The 17,466-nt window shown below is 69.9% G+C and carries 13 protein-coding genes and 1 tRNA gene; 2 read left to right on the top strand and 12 right to left on the bottom strand.

Features of this window, described 5'->3' with window-relative positions:
- Positions 1-128: 128 nt before the first annotated feature.
- The 12 genes from M3T53_RS05295 to M3T53_RS05240 form a co-directional block, all read right to left on the bottom strand.
- Positions 129-2,867, bottom strand: coding sequence for an exo-alpha-sialidase (locus tag M3T53_RS05295; protein ID WP_272433435.1), 2,739 nt, complete (start codon positions 2,865-2,867; stop codon positions 129-131).
- A 699-nt stretch (positions 2,868-3,566) separates the two neighbouring features.
- Positions 3,567-4,373 carry an alpha/beta fold hydrolase gene (locus tag M3T53_RS05290; RefSeq protein WP_272433434.1) on the bottom strand — a complete coding sequence of 269 codons (807 nt, stop codon included), beginning with the start codon at positions 4,371-4,373 and terminating at the stop codon, positions 3,567-3,569.
- A gap of 355 nt (positions 4,374-4,728) precedes the next feature.
- A tRNA-Ala gene (locus M3T53_RS05285) sits at positions 4,729-4,801 on the bottom strand.
- 317 nt (positions 4,802-5,118) lie between these two features.
- Positions 5,119-5,841 (bottom strand): histidine phosphatase family protein, encoded by a 723-nt coding sequence (locus M3T53_RS05280; protein ID WP_272433433.1) that lies wholly within the window; start codon positions 5,839-5,841, stop codon positions 5,119-5,121.
- The gene (gene rsfS, locus M3T53_RS05275; protein WP_272433432.1) at positions 5,838-6,245 is read right to left on the bottom strand and encodes a ribosome silencing factor; all 408 of its coding nucleotides are present in this window, start codon (positions 6,243-6,245) and stop codon (positions 5,838-5,840) included. Before rsfS ends, M3T53_RS05280 begins: the two co-directional genes overlap by 4 nt.
- Positions 6,242-6,916, bottom strand: coding sequence for a nicotinate-nucleotide adenylyltransferase (gene nadD, locus M3T53_RS05270; RefSeq protein ID WP_442866927.1), 675 nt, complete (start codon positions 6,914-6,916; stop codon positions 6,242-6,244). Before nadD ends, rsfS begins: the two co-directional genes overlap by 4 nt.
- Entirely contained in the window at positions 6,913-8,196 is a 1,284-nt protein-coding gene (locus tag M3T53_RS05265; RefSeq protein ID WP_272433431.1) for a glutamate-5-semialdehyde dehydrogenase, read from the bottom strand. Before M3T53_RS05265 ends, nadD begins: the two co-directional genes overlap by 4 nt.
- Positions 8,197-8,296: 100 nt before the next feature.
- Positions 8,297-9,400: a glutamate 5-kinase gene (proB, locus tag M3T53_RS05260; RefSeq protein WP_442866933.1), complete on the bottom strand. Its 1,104-nt coding sequence runs from the start codon at positions 9,398-9,400 to the stop codon at positions 8,297-8,299.
- 5 nt (positions 9,401-9,405) lie between these two features.
- Positions 9,406-10,935, bottom strand: coding sequence for a GTPase ObgE (gene obgE, locus M3T53_RS05255; RefSeq protein ID WP_272433429.1), 1,530 nt, complete (start codon positions 10,933-10,935; stop codon positions 9,406-9,408).
- A 106-nt stretch (positions 10,936-11,041) separates the two neighbouring features.
- Positions 11,042-11,302, bottom strand: coding sequence for a 50S ribosomal protein L27 (rpmA, locus tag M3T53_RS05250; RefSeq protein WP_272433428.1), 261 nt, complete (start codon positions 11,300-11,302; stop codon positions 11,042-11,044).
- 30 nt (positions 11,303-11,332) lie between these two features.
- Complete coding sequence (rplU, locus tag M3T53_RS05245; protein ID WP_272433427.1) at positions 11,333-11,653, bottom strand: 50S ribosomal protein L21; 321 nt, start codon at positions 11,651-11,653, stop codon at positions 11,333-11,335.
- Between the two features lie 184 nt (positions 11,654-11,837).
- Positions 11,838-14,354, bottom strand: coding sequence for an Rne/Rng family ribonuclease (locus tag M3T53_RS05240; RefSeq protein ID WP_272433426.1), 2,517 nt, complete (start codon positions 14,352-14,354; stop codon positions 11,838-11,840).
- A gap of 400 nt (positions 14,355-14,754) precedes the next feature.
- Between M3T53_RS05240 and M3T53_RS05235 the strand changes: the two genes are divergently transcribed.
- Positions 14,755-16,311: a cytochrome ubiquinol oxidase subunit I gene (locus M3T53_RS05235; RefSeq protein ID WP_272433425.1), complete on the top strand. Its 1,557-nt coding sequence runs from the start codon at positions 14,755-14,757 to the stop codon at positions 16,309-16,311.
- 16 nt (positions 16,312-16,327) lie between these two features.
- Positions 16,328-17,449 (top strand): cytochrome d ubiquinol oxidase subunit II, encoded by a 1,122-nt coding sequence (gene cydB / locus M3T53_RS05230; RefSeq protein ID WP_272433424.1) that lies wholly within the window; start codon positions 16,328-16,330, stop codon positions 17,447-17,449.
- The last annotated feature ends 17 nt before the right edge of the window (positions 17,450-17,466 follow it).

Genomic DNA, 17,466 nt, shown 5'->3' with positions numbered 1-17,466 from the left:
TCGGCTCTCGACGCATTCGCCCCGGCGGGCCCGCTCGGGGGTCGTGGATGATCGCCATGGGCGGGGCGGCACCCGGTGAACTGGATGCCGCCCCTGTCCTCGTGCCTAGCGGCGCGCTCGTCCGCTCGTCAGGCCCGTCGGCGCCGCAGGACGACGCCGGATCCGACCGGGAGGAGGATCGCCGCCAGGGCGAGGCCCGGATCGACCGAGGCGCCCGTATGAGCCAGGGACCGCTTCGTCTTCCCCGTCGAGGACGAGGCCTGGGCAGTCGATTCGTCGCGAGTCCGTGGATTCGTCCCCACGTCCTGCGTCGTCGAGTCCGGAGCCATCGGCGCGGTCCCCGGCCCCACCGGCTCGGCCGGCTGAAGCGGGGTCAGCGCAACGGCGCGGACGACCGTCACGTCGGCCTGCGCGCTCGAGTACGAGCCGACGAAACGAACGCTGTGGACACCGGGCTCCTCGTTCTCGTCGACCCTCCACGCATAGGTCAGCGCGCCCTCGTCGTCGGCCTCGCCCTCGAATTCGACGATCTCCTCCGCGGCCCCGAGACCCCGGGCTCCGCCGGGAGCATCTCCCTTGGGCTCGACCGCGCTGCGCATGATCGTGATGCGCTCGTGCGCGGCGAAGCCGGAGCCGGTGAATGTCGCCGTCGACCCGGCCTCGACCCGCGACGAGTCGACGAACACGTGCCCGCGCGAGACGATCGCCGGCTCCAGCGGGGCCGCCGGCTCGCCCGTGGGCTCTCCATACAGTCGGATCTCGGCCGCAGCGGCATTCGTTCCCGCGGTCTGCTCACCCGTCACATGGATCTTCACGCAGCGAACGCCCGAGGCGGCCTGCGGTTCCAGCAGCATCGGCAGGTAGTTCTGTCGGTCGTAGGGCAAAGTCCCCGACCCGGCCGTCGTCCACGACGAGGCATCCGCGCACCGGGCGCCGTCGGCCAGAGGAGCGACGAGCACCTCGTACGTCTTGAACGCGCCGTTGGCCAGATCGCGCTGCGGGGCCAGATACGTGACCTTCGTCAGGTCGTGGGGCTGGTCCAAGGTGATGACGATCTCGTGGTTGTTCTCAATGGATGCGGGCTTGTTCTTCCACTGGGAGTGCCAGAAGGTCGCCGGATCGGAGTCGAAGGCGTTCCCGATGGGCTTGTCCTCGACGGCGTCCTCCGAGTTCGCCCATACGGAGGCGATGTGCTCTGCGGCCAGTCGCGATTCGTCCTCGACGGTGACGCGGATCGAGGCGCCGGCGACCGCGCCGGCCTTGCTCGTGTAGCGCAGGGAGAGGTCGTAGACGCCGTCGTTGGCCTCCCGGGAGAGCTCGACGGGGATCGTGACGGCGCCGGCGTTCTGCTCGCTCACCTCGCCGGGGGCGGCTGTCCAACCGGCCGGGAGGTTCTCCACGGTGACCGTGCCGGTCGGGTCCGCGCCGAGCGCGTCGACGCTCGCCGTGATGACGGCGCTCCCCGGGACCCCCTTCACGGTCACGTCGTCGGCGCGCATCGACGCGCACGAGGAGCCGAGCCACCCCAGTCCGAAGGAGCGGTAGTAGATCCCGAGTTCCTTGGTGTTGCCGCTCCCGTCCTCGGTGACGAGGCCGATGCGCCCGTCGGGTTGGACGGCGATCGTCGCGTAGCCGGTCGAATCCGTGTTGAACACTTTGGAGATCGGCCAGGTCTGCCCGTCGTCGCACGACATCCAGATGGTGCCCTTGTGGCGGTTGTTCGTCGGGACGAGGGTCTGGGCGTTGGCGAACAGGAGGATCTTCGCGCGCGGGTCGTCGGGGGCGGCGTTGGGGAAGGCTCGGATCGGCTGGCCGTTGGTCTTGCCGTCGACGATGTCGGCCGCCGCGCGGACGTTGGTCCAGGTCGCGCCGCCGTCGAAGGATTCGGCCTGCCACCGCACGCGGTTGTTCCCCGTGCGGTCGCGCGAGCTCATCAGCAGCGATCCGTCGGAGCGCTCGACGACTTTGTTCTCGTCCATCTCGGTACCGATGGGGGCGCCGGGAGTCCAGGTGTCGCCGCCGTCGTCGGAGTACAGCGAGAACGCCTCCTGGGCTCCTCCGTGCTTGTAGGTGCGGGTGAATTGTTGGACGAGTCGTCCGGCGTGCTTTCCGTGGCGGATCTGGATGCCCTGGCCCGAGGCCGCGAATCGCCAGGCGACCCGGGGGTCGGGGGTCACTGTCGCCGTGATGGTCTTCGTCGTCCAGGTGCGACCGTCATCGGTCGATTTCGCCACGTGGGCCTGGATGACGTTCCGGCTGGTCTCGTCGTTGCCCGGCTGGGATTCTTGGAGCCCGGCTTCGTAGGAGAGGACGTGGAAGTTGAAGATGTTGCCCGTTTCCCAGTCGACGACGTAGGACGGGTCGGAGCATCCCGCGATCTGCGACCAGTCGCCGACGGGGTTCCCTCGGCAGATGTAGCCGTCGTCGGTCCAGTTGCGACCGCCGTCGGTGGAGCGCCATTGCTTGATCGAATTGGGGTTGGGCGAGTCCTCGCCGTTCTTCCACGTGGCGATTCCGCGCTCCTTCATCCCGAGGAACCAGTCCTCGCCGTTGAATCCCTCGGTGGCCCGCTTGCCCGGGTCGTTGGCGCTGAGGGGGCGCTCGTCGAATGCGACGATGAGGTCGCCTTTCGGCGTGGCCGTGATCGACGGAATACGGTAGTAGACCTTTCCGTCGACGCGTTCGGCGAGGGCGTGCCGGTCGGTCATCGTCTTCTCGTCGACGCTGACCGTGGGCTGGTCGGCCCCTCGCGAGGAAGGGGCTCCCGCGTCGTCGGCGACCGCCGGGGCCGGCGGCGTCGCCAGGCCCGAGACGATGAGCAGTGAGGCGGCGATGCCGGCTGTCCAGCATCGGACGCGATTTTTCATCAGATAACTCCTTCGTTGATCTTCAGTACCGCAGTACCAAAGAATAGATCAGTTGTCTGACAACTTGGTCCCCCGTTGCACGACCAGCGCATCAGCGGCCTCGCGAACGGCTTTGTTCCCGCGGCGACCGCGCCGACTTCACTGGCGAGAACCGCGGGTTCGCCGGACACCAACCCTGGGCGCATCCGTTCTGATCCCATATCCCCGGCTCGCCCGGCCGCGCCCTCGACGACCGCCTTCCACCTCCACCTGACGGGCCGCGTCGCGCGCCTATCCCCTCTCACCGGACGAGCGAACTGTCGACGCCCCGTCCTGGCCGCCATCGTCGCCCGCGCCCCGCACGATGAGGAGGTCACGCGGAAGCGACACACACATTCGTCGAAGTCACAACGACAACGACTGCTCCACCGGTTGTCGTCAACCAGATGCCCGATCCGTTCAGCTGCGACTCGACCGAGCCGACATATTCTCCAACCGGGAAGGCGCGCTGAAGCGACTTGGTGATCGCGTCGAAGCCATCGGCGCTTTATTCATGGTCAGCACCATTGTCGGCGCAAACAATCATCGTGTGCTCAACCCCGGGGAATTCTATGGAAACTCAGTTCGTCGCAGGTGAGCTGCCCGGCCGTCGTCGTGCGTGAGGCCGTTCGAGGCTCGGGGGCTCAGGGCCGCGGTCCGCCGTCGATCGTCCGGGCCAGTTCACGCACCGCATTCGCGATGAGCCCCGGTTCCGTGACGGGAACACGATGGCCCGATTCCGCAGCCGCAATGAACGTTGCGCCCCACCGTCGCGCGCTCATCCGATGCGCCCGGTGGATGCGGTCGCGCAGCGATCGCTTCTCTTCCCCCCCGGTCGGTCGTGGCCCCGCTGATGAGCACCGTGGGCACGTGGGGCTCCACGCCGTCGAGGCGTCGTAGTTCAGGCAAGAATTCTTTCAGCTCCGAAGAGACCTCTCGCGCCGCCGACACCGTGGTGCACGAGGCGAGAAGCACTCGTCGGTCGTCATCGGGCAGGCCCCGCACAAGGGGGTCGACCGACCTGCCGAGCAGCTTCACCCGGGCGGCAAGGACCGTCAGGGGCCGCATGAGGGCGAGCTGCCACGCCGCGTACTCGTCGGTCAGGGTCTCATCACTGGGGTCGACCAGGACGAGCCCCGCTATGCGGTCGGAATACCCGGGGCGGGCGCAAGCCGCACGAATGATCGGACCTCCCCAGCTGTGCCCGACGAGAATGAGGACGCGGTGAGGGATACGACCGACCACCGTCATGAGGTCGTCGGCGAGCCGGTCGAGAGTGCGAGGCTGCGGATCGGGATCGCTGCTCCCGAATCCGGACCGGTCGTAGGACACACACTGGTAGTCCTCAGCGAGCATCCGCGTGACCGGCCCCCAGTAGCGCGCCCCCATGCCGAGCCCGGCCTCGAAAAGAACAAGCGTGTCCGCTGCACCCACGCTCACGCAGGACAGGCGCCTGCGGTCGGCGGTGGTAACGAAAAACCGCTTCATGCCCGACAACCTCATGCATCGACTACCACGCGAAAAGACCGCGCACAGAGGCAACAGGACACGGGACGTACGAGGCGGCCACCAGCCCGCTCACCGCCCCACCCTTCCCACGATTTCCCCCGAAAACGAACATTTCCTGCGAAAAACGGGCCCAGAATTTCGTTTTCCGGGGAAACCGCTAGGCGGTGCCCAGGACACCCATGCCACCGAGGCCCCTGAGCGCCGATACGGGACGACTCGCCGGCTTCACCCGGGCACGCGAAAACCCCGAGCACACACAGAAGCCCCACGACGACCCGGGAAATAAACGAAGTCTCGGGACATCCGTTCACGATGTCCCGAGACCTCACGCCGGTGGAGCTAGGGGGATTCGAACCCCCGACCTCTTCCATGCCATGGAAGCGCGCTACCAACTGCGCCATAGCCCCGTATTCAGTTCATCGTCCCTCTCAGGACGACTTGATAAAGATACCGGTCCGATCCGCGATGTGCAAAATCAGCCGACTATGCCGGTCGCCACACCCGACCCCACCACCGATACCCAGATGCCCGCACTCGCAGCGCGAAGCCCCATCGCCGAGGAGGACACCGCCACACCACGACTAGGGGCTTACCGCCCCCCAGATCACCGCAGGACGACGATCGGACAGCACCCCGGGGCCCCCGACCCGACTCTCGCCCGCCCCCGACGCGGCCGTCTCGGCACCCGACCGACGCACCCGCCCCCGGACCCGGCGCCCCCGCCTCACGCCCCCAGGACGTCCTCGCGGTGCCCGACGTTGTGCGCCGCCAGGCGCCACCTCGCCTCCCCCGACGCGCCGGAGCCCCCGCCGCCGGCCAGAACCAGCTCCGACCAGTGGCAGTTGTCCAACCCCCGCAGCCCGTCGAACGCCAACGGATCCAACCCCAAGAACGTCACCAGCCCCCTGACGATCGCGCTGCCGTGGGACACGACGACCAGCGCCTCCCCGTCCTCGCACGCCCCGGCCGCCTCGCACGCGGCCTCGTGGACGCGCCGCCCGACCTCGTCCGACGCCTCGATCCCCGCCAGAGCGCACTCGCCCGTCGACCGCCACTGCCCCAGCTCCGCCTCGTGGCCGACGACGATCTCATCGACCGTCAGCCCCTCGAACACGCCGTAGGCCCGTTCGATCAGTCGATCGTCGTCCACCGGGCGCGAGCACGCGACCCCCGCCTCGTCGAACGCCGCAACGAGGATCTCAGCGGTCTCACGGGCCCGCGACAACGGCGAGCACACGACCCGCACGCCCCCGCCCGACGCCGTCACCTGGCCGACGCCGATCTGCGCCGACTCCCGGCCCAGCCGCGACGCCAGCACCGCGCCCGCGCTGCGCGCCTGACCGCGCCCGACCTCGTTGAGCGGACGGTCGACGACACCCTGGAAACGCCGCTCGACGTTGAAATCCGTCTGGCCGTGGCGCACGAAGACGATGCGCGACGCGCTCACGCGATCACCGCCGCACCCGATGCCGGACGGGGGCCCGGCTCCACCTCCGCCGTCAGATCCTCCGCCAGGCCATCGCCCCACAGCTTCTCCAACGCGTAGTACTCGCGCTCCTCATCGCCGAACACGTGGACGACCAGATCCCCGTAATCGATGAGCATCCACGTCGCCTCGGCGCGCCCCTCGATCCTCCGGGGCCGAACCCCCCGTTCCCGGGCCAAGCGGTCCATGATCTCCTCGCCGATCGCCCGGACCTGCCTGGACGTCGGGGCCGACACGACGAGGAACGCGTCGGCCAGCGCGAGCCGGCCCGACACGTCAACGAGCACCGGGGACGACGCGAGCTTGTCGGAGGCGGCCGTGGCGGCGACGACCGCCAGGTCGCGGATGGGGGCGGGCAGGGTCACTTCTCCTCCTCAACCACCGGCGCGGCCTCCGCCGCCCGGTAGAGGTCGTATTTCTTGATGTACTGGACGACGCCGTCGGGCACGAGATACCACACGGGCTGCCCCTGGGCCGCCCTGCGACGACAGTCCGTCGACGAGATCGCCATCGCCGGCACCTCCAGCAGCGACACCGCGTCCGAGGGCAGCCCGTGGTCGGTGAGGATGTGGCCGGGTCGGGTCACCCCGATGAAGTGCGCCATCTCGAAGAGCCTGTCGGAGTCCTTCCACTGGAGGATCTGCGCGAGCGCGTCCGCCCCCGTGATGAAGAAGAAGTCCGACTCCGGGTACTCATCCGCCAGGTCCGTGAGCGTGTCGATCGTGTACGTCGTCCCCGCGCGGTCGATGTCGATGCGCGACACCGTGAAACGCGGGTTCGAGGCGGTCGCGACCACGGTCATCAGGTAGCGGTGCTCGGCGGGGGTCACCCGGCGCCCCGTCTTGAAGGGCTGCATCGACGCAGGCACAAACACGACCTGGTCGAGGTCGAACACGTCCATGACCTCCGAGGCCGCCACAAGATGCCCGTGGTGGATCGGGTCGAAGGTGCCGCCCATGATGCCGATCCTGCGGCGGCGCCCCCCGTCGGCGCCCTCGCTCTGGGCGGGGGCCGTGGGGCCGGCCTCGGCGCTCACGGGCGGACCGTCCCGGCGCCCTCGATGATCCACGTCGACGTCGTCAGCTCCTCCAGGCCCATCGGCCCGCGCGCGTGGAGCTTCTGCGTCGAGATCCCGATCTCGGCCCCCAACCCGACCTGGGCCCCGTCCGTGAAGCGCGTCGACGCGTTGACGGCGATGGCCGCGGCGTCGACCTCGGCGGTGAAGCGGCGGGCGGATTCGAGGGACCGGGTGCAGATCGCCTCGGTGTGGCCCGTCGAATAGCGTCGGATGTGGTCGATGGCCTCGTCGAGCGAGTCGACGACGCGCACCGCCAGGTCCATCGACAGGTACTCGGTCCGCCAGTCCTCCTCGGTGGCGGCCACGATCATCCCCGCATCGATCGATGCATCGCCCGCGGCGATCCGGCGGGCCTCCTCGTCGGCGTGGATCGTCACCCCCGCCGTCGTCAGCCGAGTGAGGGCCGCGGCGAGGAAGTCCTCGGCGACCGCCCGGTGGACGAGGAGCGTCTCGGCGGCGTTGCACACGCCGACCCGCTGGGTCTTCGCGTTGATGATGATGTCCTCGGCGGTCGCCAGGTCGGCGCCGTCGTCGACGTACACGTGGCAGTTGCCCGTCCCCGTCTCGATGACGGGCACGCGGGACTCCTCGACGATCGCGCGGATCAGCCCCGCTCCTCCGCGGGGGATGAGGACGTCGATGCCGCCGCGCGCCCGCATCATCGCCTGGGCGCCGGCCCTCCCCCACGGGTCGACCGTCTGGACGAGGTCGGCGGGCAGGCCGACGCCGGCCAACGCGTCGCGCATGACGGCGATGATCGCCCGGTTCGACGCCTCGGCGGCGCTGCCTCCCCGCAGGATCACCGCGTTGCCGGCCTTGAGGGCCAGGCTCGCCGCGTCGACCGTCACGTTGGGGCGCGCCTCGTAGATCATGCCGACGACCCCCAGGGGGACGCGCACCTGGGTGATGCGCAGCCCCAGGTCGTTCGTCGATCCGCGCAGCACCTGGCCGACCGGGTCGGGCAGGGCGGCGACGTCGCGCACGGACGCGGCGATCGAGCGCAGCCGGGCCTCGTCGAGGGCGAGGCGGTCGAGCAGCCCATCGCTCATCCCCGCGGCCCGCCCCCGCTCGACGTCCTGGGCGTTCGCGTCGAGGATCATCCCCGAACGGTCGACGAGGGCGGCGGCGATCGCCGCGAGAGCGTCGTTCTTGCGCCCGGACCGGGCGCGCGACAGGACCCGGGACGCGGCGCGCGCCGCGTCTGTCAACGCGCTGATATCAACGGTGGTGTCGTTCACCCGTTCATGATCCCATACCGCGGCGCGCGCACGCCCGACGGGACCGGCCCGCCCGGTCGGCCCCTCTCCGCCCGGGGAGAGCCTCGGGCGGGGAGCCGCGTCAGACCAGTGGCGCCAGGTCGTCGCGGTGGACGACGGGGCGCGGGTGCTCCCAGCCCGAGGCGACGAGGTCGGCGCCGCTCATCCCCGCGATGGACGTCAGCGAATCGGAGTCGTAGGCGACGACGCCCCGGGCGATGAGGCGCGCCTCGGAGACGACGTCGACGACCGACCCCGCCTCGAAGTGCCCGAGGACCCTCGTCACCCCGGCGGCGAGCAGGGACTTCTTCCCGTCGATGATCGCGCGCACGGCCCCCTCGTCGACGACGACCTCCCCGCGCGAGGGGGCGGCGTGGGCGATCCACAGCCGACGGGACGCCGGGCGCGTGCGCGACGGCTCGAACCACGTGCCGACGTCCTCGCCGGCGAGGGCCTCGCCGAGGTTATCGGCGCTGGTCAGGACCACGCCGATCCCCGAGTTGGCGGCCATCGACGCGGCTTGGACCTTCGTCGCCATGCCGCCCGAGCCGACGGCGGACCCCGCCCCGGTGACGAGGACCGAGTGGAGGTCGTCGGTCGTGCGGACCTCGCGGATGAGCTCGGCGCCCGGGTGCGAGGGCGGCGCGGTGTACAGGCCGTCGACGTCGGTGAGCAGGACGAGGGCGTCCGCCTGGATCATCTGGGCGATCGAGGCGGCGAGTCGGTCGTTGTCCCCGAAGCGGACCTCCCGGGTCGTCACCGCGTCGTTCTCGTTGATGACGGGGATGACGCCGAAGCCGAGGAGCTTGTCGAGGGCGGCGCGCACATTCGTGTAGTGCTCGCGGCGCATGACGTCCTCGGTGGTCAGCAGGAGTTGGGCGGCGTCGAGGTGGTGGGCGTGGAAGGCCGCGGTCCACCGGGCGACGAGGAGCCCCTGGCCCATCGCGGCCGCCGCCTGCATGGAGGCCAGGTCGCGGGGCCTGCGCGAGAGCCTGAGGGGGTCGAGGCCGGCGGCGACCGCCCCGGAGGACACGACGACGGCGTCCCGCTCGTCCGTCCCGTCCCCGAGGCGCCAGCGGGCGATGAGGCGCGCCACCGAGTCGATCCGGTTGAGGTCGAGGCCCCCGTCGGGACGGGTGAGCGACGAGGAGCCGATCTTGACGACGATCCTCCTGGCGTCGGTCAGGCCCCTCACCGGCCGTCGCCCCCGTTCGCGTCGGTCCACAGGCCCGACTGGCGCTCGTTCCACAGTTCGTCGCGGGCCGCGGACTTCGCGTCCATGACCTGATGGTAGATCTCCCTCTTCTCCTTGCGGGTGGGCCGCGAGGGCTGGTCGATGCGCAGGTCTGTGCCGCGGTGGCCGAGCAGCTCGGGCCCGGTTGTCAGCGTCGGCTCCCAGTCGAAGATCACGCCGTCGTCGAGATCCCCGATGACGACGGTGTCCCCGGCGACGGCGCCGGCGCGCATGAGGGCGTCCTCGACGCCGGCGGCGGCCAGCCGATCCGCGAGGTAGCCGATGGCCTCGTCGTTGGAGAAGTCGGTCTGGCGGACCCAGCGCTCCGGCTTCTCGCCGCGGACCTGGTAGACGCGCTCGCCGTCGACGTCGACCGGCGTCACCGCGACCTTGTCGCGCGAGCCGACGGCCGCGGGGCGGATCACCGGGCGGGCCGGGGCGATGGCCGGCAGGGCGGCCCGGTGCTCGCCGACGATGCGGGCCAGGGTGAAGGAGAACTCGCGCAGCCCCTCGTGGGTGACGGCGGAGACCTCGTGGATCGGCCAGCCGAAGGCCTCGAGGTCCTGACGGGTGATCTCCGCCAGGTCCCGCCCGTCGGGCACGTCGATCTTGTTGAGGACGATGACGCGGGGCCGTTCCATCAGCGGGACGTACCCCTCGACCTCGCCGAGGTCGCCCTGGTAGGCGGCCAGTTCGGACTCGATGGTCCTCAGGTCGGCGACCGGGTCGCGGTCGGCCTCGTAGGTGGCGGTGTCGAGGACGTGGACGATGACGGCGCAGCGCTCGATGTGGCGCAGGAAGTCGAGTCCGAGTCCTTTGCCGGTGGAGGCCCCGGGGATCAGGCCGGGCACGTCGGCGATCGTGTAGCGCTCCTCCCCGGCCTGGACGACGCCGAGGTTGGGGATGAGCGTGGTGAACGGGTAGTCGGCGATCTTCGGTCGGGCCGACGACATGGCCGCGATGAGGGAGGATTTGCCGGCCGAGGGGAATCCGACGAGGGCGACGTCGGCGACGGACTTGAGTTCGAGGACGACGTCGCGCTCCTCGCCCGGCTCGCCGAGGAGGGCGAAGCCGGGGGCTTTGCGGGCCTTCGAGGCGAGCGCGGCGTTGCCCAGGCCCCCGCGGCCGCCCTCGGCGACCGTGTAGCGGGCCCCGGCGCCGGTCAGGTCGGCGAGGAGCCGACCGTCGCGGGCCTTGACGACGGTCCCCTCGGGGACGGGCAGGACGATGTCCTGGCCGTTCTTGCCCTGCCGGAAGTCCCCCATGCCGGGCGTGCCGTTCTGGGCGCGCTGGTGGGGGCTGCGGTGGTAGGTCAGCAGGGTCGTCACCTGCTGGTCGACTTCGAGGATCACGGATCCGCCGTTGCCGCCGTCGCCCCCGTCGGGGCCGGCGAGGGGCTTGAACTTCTCGCGTTTGATCGAGGCCACGCCGTTGCCGCCGTTGCCGCCTGCGGCGTGGATGACCACGCGATCGACGAAGTCTGCCACTGGGGCCTCCCTGGGCTGGTGTGTTGGCCGGGGTCCTCGCGGTGGGGCCCGGCTCTAAGCGAAAGGGCGCCCGGCCGTAGCCGGACGCCCACTGCTGAGGTCGGTCTCAGGCAGAGACCGGCTCGACGATGTTGACGACCTTGCGGTCGCGCTTCCTGCCGAACTCGACGGCACCGGCGCGCAGGGCGAACAGGGTGTCGTCCTTGCCGCGGCCCACGCCGTCACCGGGGTGGAAGTGGGTGCCGCGCTGGCGGACGATGATCTCGCCGGCGTTGACGAGCTGGCCGCCGAAGCGCTTGACGCCCAGACGCTGAGCGTTCGAGTCGCGGCCGTTGCGGGAGGAGCCGAGGCCCTTCTTATGTGCCATCAGAAACTACTTTCTGCTCGAGTGTTCGGGTCAGGCGATCTCGGTGATCTTGACGACCGACAGCTTCTGGCGGTGTCCCTGGCGCTTGCGGTAGCCCGACTTGTTCTTGTACTTGATGATCGAGATCTTCGGCCCCTTGGCGGAGTCAACGACCTCGGCCTTGACGGTGACCTTGTCCAGCTTGGCAGCGTCGACGGTGATGGCGTCGCCATCGACCAGCATCAGCGGGCGGAGTTCGACGGACGAACCGATTTCCTCAGCCAGCTTGTCGACGACGACGACGTCGCCGACGGACACCTTTTCCTGCCGGCCGCCAGCCTTGACGATCGCGTAGACCACGTTGGAGCTCATCTCTTCTCGTTACGGACCGGGAGGGACTCGACGGCATCGGCCCTGGGGCCGGCGAGCGGTCGCGCTCCCGTTGGTGCAGTGTCGCACCGACGATCAAATTTATCGGAATGACGGGGGTCGAGGCAAGCCGGGCCCCCGCCGCGGGGCGCCCGATCACTGTGCGATTGGGCACCCCGCGGGCGGTTCAGCCCGCGTCGACGACGCCCGTCGAGACGGCGCGGCGGCGGCGCTTGGTCCGGGCCGGCGCGTCCGCGGACGACGGCGCGTCGGGCAGCGCGATGTCGACGGACGCGGCCCGCGGAGCCTCCTGCGCCTGCTCGACGCGGATCGGCAGGTCGATGACCGGAGTAGAGGACGCCTGCTCGGGCTCGACGACCGAGGCGGTCGCCGCGCGCCGACGGCGCGGACGGGCCGGCGTGTCGGTAGGGGCGGACTCGACGCGCTCAACCGCGTCCCCCTCGGGACCCGCAGAACCCTTGGCCCGGGCCTTCGCGGCCTCGACCGCCACGGCCTCAGACGGATCCGACGACGGCTCGACCACAGCCGCGGTGGCCGCCCGACGACGACGCGGCCTCTTGGGAGCCGGAGCCTCGACCGCCTCGACGGACTGCGCGTTCGACGCCGGCGCCTGCTCGTCGGAGCCCGCGGCGGAAGCGGCCGCGTCCTCCTTGTCGTCCTTGCGCGTGGCCGCGGCGATCGCCGACAGCGCCTCCCGGGCCTTCTCGTGCTCGGGGGTGTCCTCGATGCGACGGGGCTCGGCCTGCGCCTTCTTCCGCTTGCCCGACTTGGGCGAGGCTCCCGTCCGGTCGTGGGAGCCGGTGAGCTCGACCGGATGATCGTGAACGATGAACCCGCGTCCCTCGCACGCCTCGCACGTCGTGGAGAACGCTTCGACGAGCCCCTCCCCCACGCGCTTGCGCGTCATCTGAACGAGCCCGAGCGACGTGATCTCCGTGACCTGGTGGCGGGTGCGGTCCCGGCCCAGGCACTCGACGAGGCGGCGCAGGACGAGGTCGCGATTCTGCTCGAGGACCATGTCGACGAAGTCGACGATGATGATCCCGCCGATGTCGCGCAGCCGCAGTTGGCGGACGATCTCCTCGGCGGCCTCGAGGTTGTTGCGGGTGACCGTCTCCTCGAGGGTCCCCCCCGCGCCGATGTACTTGCCGGTGTTGACGTCGATGACGGTCATCGCCTCGGTGCGGTCGATGACCAGCGTGCCGCCGCTGGGCAGCCAGACCTTGCGGTCCATGCCCTTGGCGAGCTGCTCGTCGATCCGATGGGCGTGGAACACGTCCTCGGTCCCGACCCACTGCTCGACCCGGTCGGAGAGCTCGGGCGACAGCTCCTCGACGTACTCGTGGACCGTCCGGAAGGTCTGCCCGCCCTGGACGATGAGGGAGGTGAAGTCCTCGTTGAAGATGTCGCGGACGACGCGCACCGCGAGCTCGGGCTCTCCGCGCAGGAGGACCGGCGCGCTCTTCGTCGACTTCCGCTTGGCCTCGATGTCGGCCCACTGCTTCGTCAGGCGCGCGACGTCGTCGCGGATCTGCTGCTCCGAGGCGCCCTCGGCCGCGGTCCGCACGATGACGCCCGAGCCGTCGGGGACGACCTGCTTGAGGATCTTCTTCAGGCGCGCGCGCTCCTTGTCCGGGAGCTTACGGGAGATGCCCATCATCGACCCGTTCGGGATGAGGACGAGGTAGCGGCCCGCCAGGGTGATCTGGCTCGTCAGGCGCGCGCCCTTATGACCGATGGGGTCCTTCGTCACCTGGACGAGGACGGGATCGCCGGACTTGAGGGCGGACTCGATGCGGCGCGGCTTGCCGTCGAGTCCGACGGCGTCCCAATTGACCTCGCCGGCGTAGAGCACGGCGTTGCGCCCGCGGCCGATGTCGACGAAGGCGGCCTCCATCGACGGCAGGACGTTCTGGACGCGGCCCAAGTAGATGTTGCCGACCATCGACTTCTGGGTGCGGCGGGCGACGTAGTGCTCGACGAGGAGCCCGTCCTCGAGGATCGCGATCTGGTCGAGCCCCTCGTGATCGCGGATGACCATGGTCCGGCTGACCGATTCGCGGCGGGCGAGGAACTCCGACTCGGTGATCCCGTGGTGGCGCCGCCCCTCCTTGCGCCCCTCGCGGCGGCGCTGCTTCTTCGCCTCCAAGCGGGTCGAGCCCTTGAGGGCCTTGATCTGGTCGACGGGATCAGCTGATTCCTCGGTCGACGAGGAGGTGGAACGGGTACGGCGGCGGCGTCGGCGGCGGGTCGACCCCTCGGTCTCCTCGGAGTCGTCCGCGGGGGATTCGTCGGCGGGCTCGTCGACCGAGGGGGCCTGATCGGCGGGCTCCTGAGCCTCGGCGGCGTCCTTGTCCTTGGCGGAGCGGCGCCCCTTCTTCTTCGGGGTCTGCGCCGGCTCCTCGGCGACTTGGGCCGAGCGGCGGCGCCGACGCGGCTTGTCGTCCTCGGCGGTTTGCGCCGGCTCCTCGCCGGGCGCCTCCTCCGGGGTGGCCTGCGAGGCCTGAGCCGTGGTCGCGCGTCGCGCACGGGGTTTCTTGGCCCGGGGCTCCTCGTCGCCCCCCTCATCGTCGGGAGCGGCCGGCTCGGGGGCCCGGAAGACCGGCGCCTGGAAGGCGGGGGCCTGGAACAGCAGGGAGGCAGCGGGCGTTTCTGGCGCCGACTGGGTGTTTTCAGTTGTCACGTTTCTCCAATTGTCGGATCGCCTCCCGCACCGGGGGCAGTCCTCGTCGCTCGCCCGCGAGGGGCGGAAATCTTGTCGGAGTGCGGTGTCGCACCGGCACCTGCGCGGGGCGACGGCCCTCCTCGCGATGCTCGCGCCGCGGGAAGTGCGCCCACGACGACCGATTCTTCGATCATTGTCGCACAGTCCGCCCCGATCCCCTCGACGGGTTGATGAGCGGGGCGCCACACGCGCAGGACACGACAGCAATGTCACCAAAATCATCACAATCGACGGATTCTGGGCATCGGCCCGACTCCGGTCCGGTATCTTTGCGCATGTGCATGACGTTGGTCCCACGGACCGAGGTCCCACTAGTCCACATCACCCACCCCCTCGTATATAAGGGAAGGCGAGCACCATGACCCTCGCTCAAGCAGCGCTTGACGCGGTCACGATCGGACGATGGCAGTTCGGCATCACGACCGTCTATCACTTCATCCTCGTCCCGCTGACCATCGGCCTGTCGCTCCTGGTCGCCATCATGCAGACCACATGGCACCGCACCGGCGATGAGACGTGGCTCAAGGCCACGCGATTCTTCGGCAAGCTCCTCCTCATCAATTTCGCCCTCGGCGTCGCCACCGGCATCGTCCAGGAGTTCCAGTTCGGCATGAACTGGTCGGAGTACTCCCGCTACGTCGGCGACATCTTCGGCGCCCCCCTGGCCGTCGAGGCCCTCCTCGCCTTCTTCCTCGAGTCGACCTTCCTCGGCCTGTGGATCTTCGGCTGGGGCCGACTGTCCAAGGGGATGCACCTGGCGACCATCTGGTGCGTCGCCATCGGCACGATGCTGTCGGCCGCGTGGATCCTCGCCGCCAACGCCTGGATGCAGCACCCCGTCGGCGCCGTCTTCAACCCCGAGACGGGCCGCGCCGAGCTCGACGGGATGAGCGGCTTCCTCTCGCTCATCACCTCCGGCGTCTACCTGTCGGAGTACGCCCACGTCCTCGCCTCCTCCTGGCTCGTCGCCGGCGTCTTCGTCGCCGGCCTGGGGCTGTGGTGGATGGTCCGCGCCCAGCGCGAGGGCTCCGAGGCGGCGACGAGCGAGGCCCGCCGGGTCTGGCGCCCGATCGCCCGCTTCGGCCTGGTCGTCGTCCTCATCGGCGGCATCACCACCGCCCTGTCGGGCCACGTCCAGGGCCAGGAGATGGTCAAGGTCCAGCCGATGAAGATCGCCGCCGCAGAGGGCATCTGCGTCGACACCGACGGCGCCGCCTTCACCGTCGCCCAATTCGGCTCCTGCCCCCTCGACGACTCCTCCGAACCGACCCAGTTCATCAAGATCCCCGGGGTCGCCTCCTTCCTGTCCCACAACTCCTTCACCGCGACCTCCGAGGGCGTCGCCGACATCCAGGTCCGGATGGTCGACCTGCTCAACTCGAACGCGGACTTCACGGCCAAGTACGGTGACGCCGGCCAATACGACTTCCGCCCCCCGCAGATGGTGACGTTCTGGTCCTTCCGCCTGATGATCGGCCTGGGCATGATCGCCTTCCTCCTGGCGGCATGGGGCCTGTGGGCCACCCGGGGCGGGCGCGTGAGCGACTCGAAGCGGCTCGGCGTCTTCGCCCTGATCAACCTCCCCCTGCCGTTCCTCGCCGCGTCCTTCGGCTGGATCTTCACCGAGATGGGCCGCCAGCCGTGGGTCGTCGTTCCCAACCTCCAGGCGCTGTCGACCGGGGAGGGCCTGGGCTCGGTCCTGCTGATGACCGAGACCGGAATCTCAACCGCGGTCCCCGCCTGGCAGATGCTGACGACGCTGATCCTCTTCACCGTCCTGTACGGCGTCCTCGGCGTCATCTGGTTCCTCCTGATGAAGCGCTACGCCCTCGAGGGCGTCGCCTCCAAGGCGGACACCACAGATACCCCCGAGAAGGCCCCGGCCGCGGCCGGCGACCTCTCCTTCGGCTACTGAGGACTAGGACACTGCCATGACACTTTCGATTCTCTGGTTCATCCTCATCGCCGTCCTGTGGACCGGGTACATGGTCCTCGAGGGCTTCGACTTCGGCGTCGGCATGCTCCTGCCCCTCGTCGCGAAATCCGATGCCGAGCGCACGCAGGCGACCCGCACCATCGGCCCCCACTGGGACGGCAACGAGGTGTGGCTCCTGACCGCCGGCGGCGCGACCTTCGCCGCGTTCCCCGAGTGGTACGCGACGATGTTCTCGGGCATGTACCTCGCCCTCTTCCTCATCCTCTTCGCCCTCATCGTCCGCATCAGCGCCCTCGAGTGGCGCTCGAAGCTGGCGACGGAGCGCTGGCGCCGGTACTGGGACTGGGCCCACACCGTCTCCGCCTGGCTCGTCCCCCTTCTCCTGGGCGTCGCCTTCGCGAACTTCGTTCAGGGCATGCGCATCGAGGTCATCGACTCCGCGACCGGCCAGGCCGTGGCCCCCGCCGAAGCCGCCGGATCCCTGGCGACAGCCGCCCACCAGCTCACCGGCGGATTCCTCTCCCTGCTCACCCCGTACACGCTGCTCGGCGGCGTCGTCATCGTCGTCGTCTGCCTCGCGCACGGGGCGCAGTTCCTCGCCCTGAGGACCGAGGGCGCGGTTCGGGATCGGGCGAACGCGATCGCGGCTCCCGCATCGATCGGGGCGACCGTTCTGGCGGCGATCCTCCTCATCTGGGGGCAGTTCGCCTACGCGGGATCGGTCCTCGCATGGATCCCGCTGCTCGTCGCCGCCCTGTCGATCATCGCATCGGCCGCGTTCTCCCAGAAGGCGCTGCGCGCCGAGGGCAAGTCCTTCGCGTTCTCGTCGCTGGCGATCGCCGGAACGGTCGCCTGGGTGTTCGCCGCGATGGCCCCGGCGGTCCAGAAGTCCTCCATCGACCCGGCCTACTCCCTGACGATCGAGCAGGCGTCCTCCTCGCCCGCCACCCTGTCCGTGATGACGATCGTCGCGGTGTGCCTGGTCCCCGTGGTCCTGGCGTACACCGCCTGGTCGTACTGGGTGTTCCGCCACCGGGTGTCCGTCGACGACGTCGACACGAGCACCGGCCTGCACCCCACGTCGATCCGCCTCGGCCAGAACTTCCTCGCCGGCTGATCCGACCCGATGCCACC

The sequence above is a fragment of the Actinomyces sp. B33 genome (assembly GCF_028437565.1).
Classification (GTDB): domain Bacteria; phylum Actinomycetota; class Actinomycetes; order Actinomycetales; family Actinomycetaceae; genus Pauljensenia.
This window is presented reverse-complemented; position numbering and strand designations above follow the sequence as displayed.

Excerpts from the sequence above, each read along its gene's own strand:
- M3T53_RS05295 (WP_272433435.1), bottom strand. The coding sequence starts at position 2,867 with ATGAAAAATCGCGTCCGATGCTGGACAGCCGGCATCGCCGCCTCACTG.
- M3T53_RS05290 (WP_272433434.1), bottom strand. The coding sequence starts at position 4,373 with ATGAAGCGGTTTTTCGTTACCACCGCCGACCGCAGGCGCCTGTCCTGC.
- rpmA (WP_272433428.1), bottom strand. The coding sequence starts at position 11,302 with ATGGCACATAAGAAGGGCCTCGGCTCCTCCCGCAACGGCCGCGACTCG.
- rplU (WP_272433427.1), bottom strand. The coding sequence starts at position 11,653 with ATGAGCTCCAACGTGGTCTACGCGATCGTCAAGGCTGGCGGCCGGCAG.
- M3T53_RS05235 (WP_272433425.1), top strand. The coding sequence starts at position 14,755 with ATGACCCTCGCTCAAGCAGCGCTTGACGCGGTCACGATCGGACGATGG.
- cydB (WP_272433424.1), top strand. The coding sequence starts at position 16,328 with ATGACACTTTCGATTCTCTGGTTCATCCTCATCGCCGTCCTGTGGACC.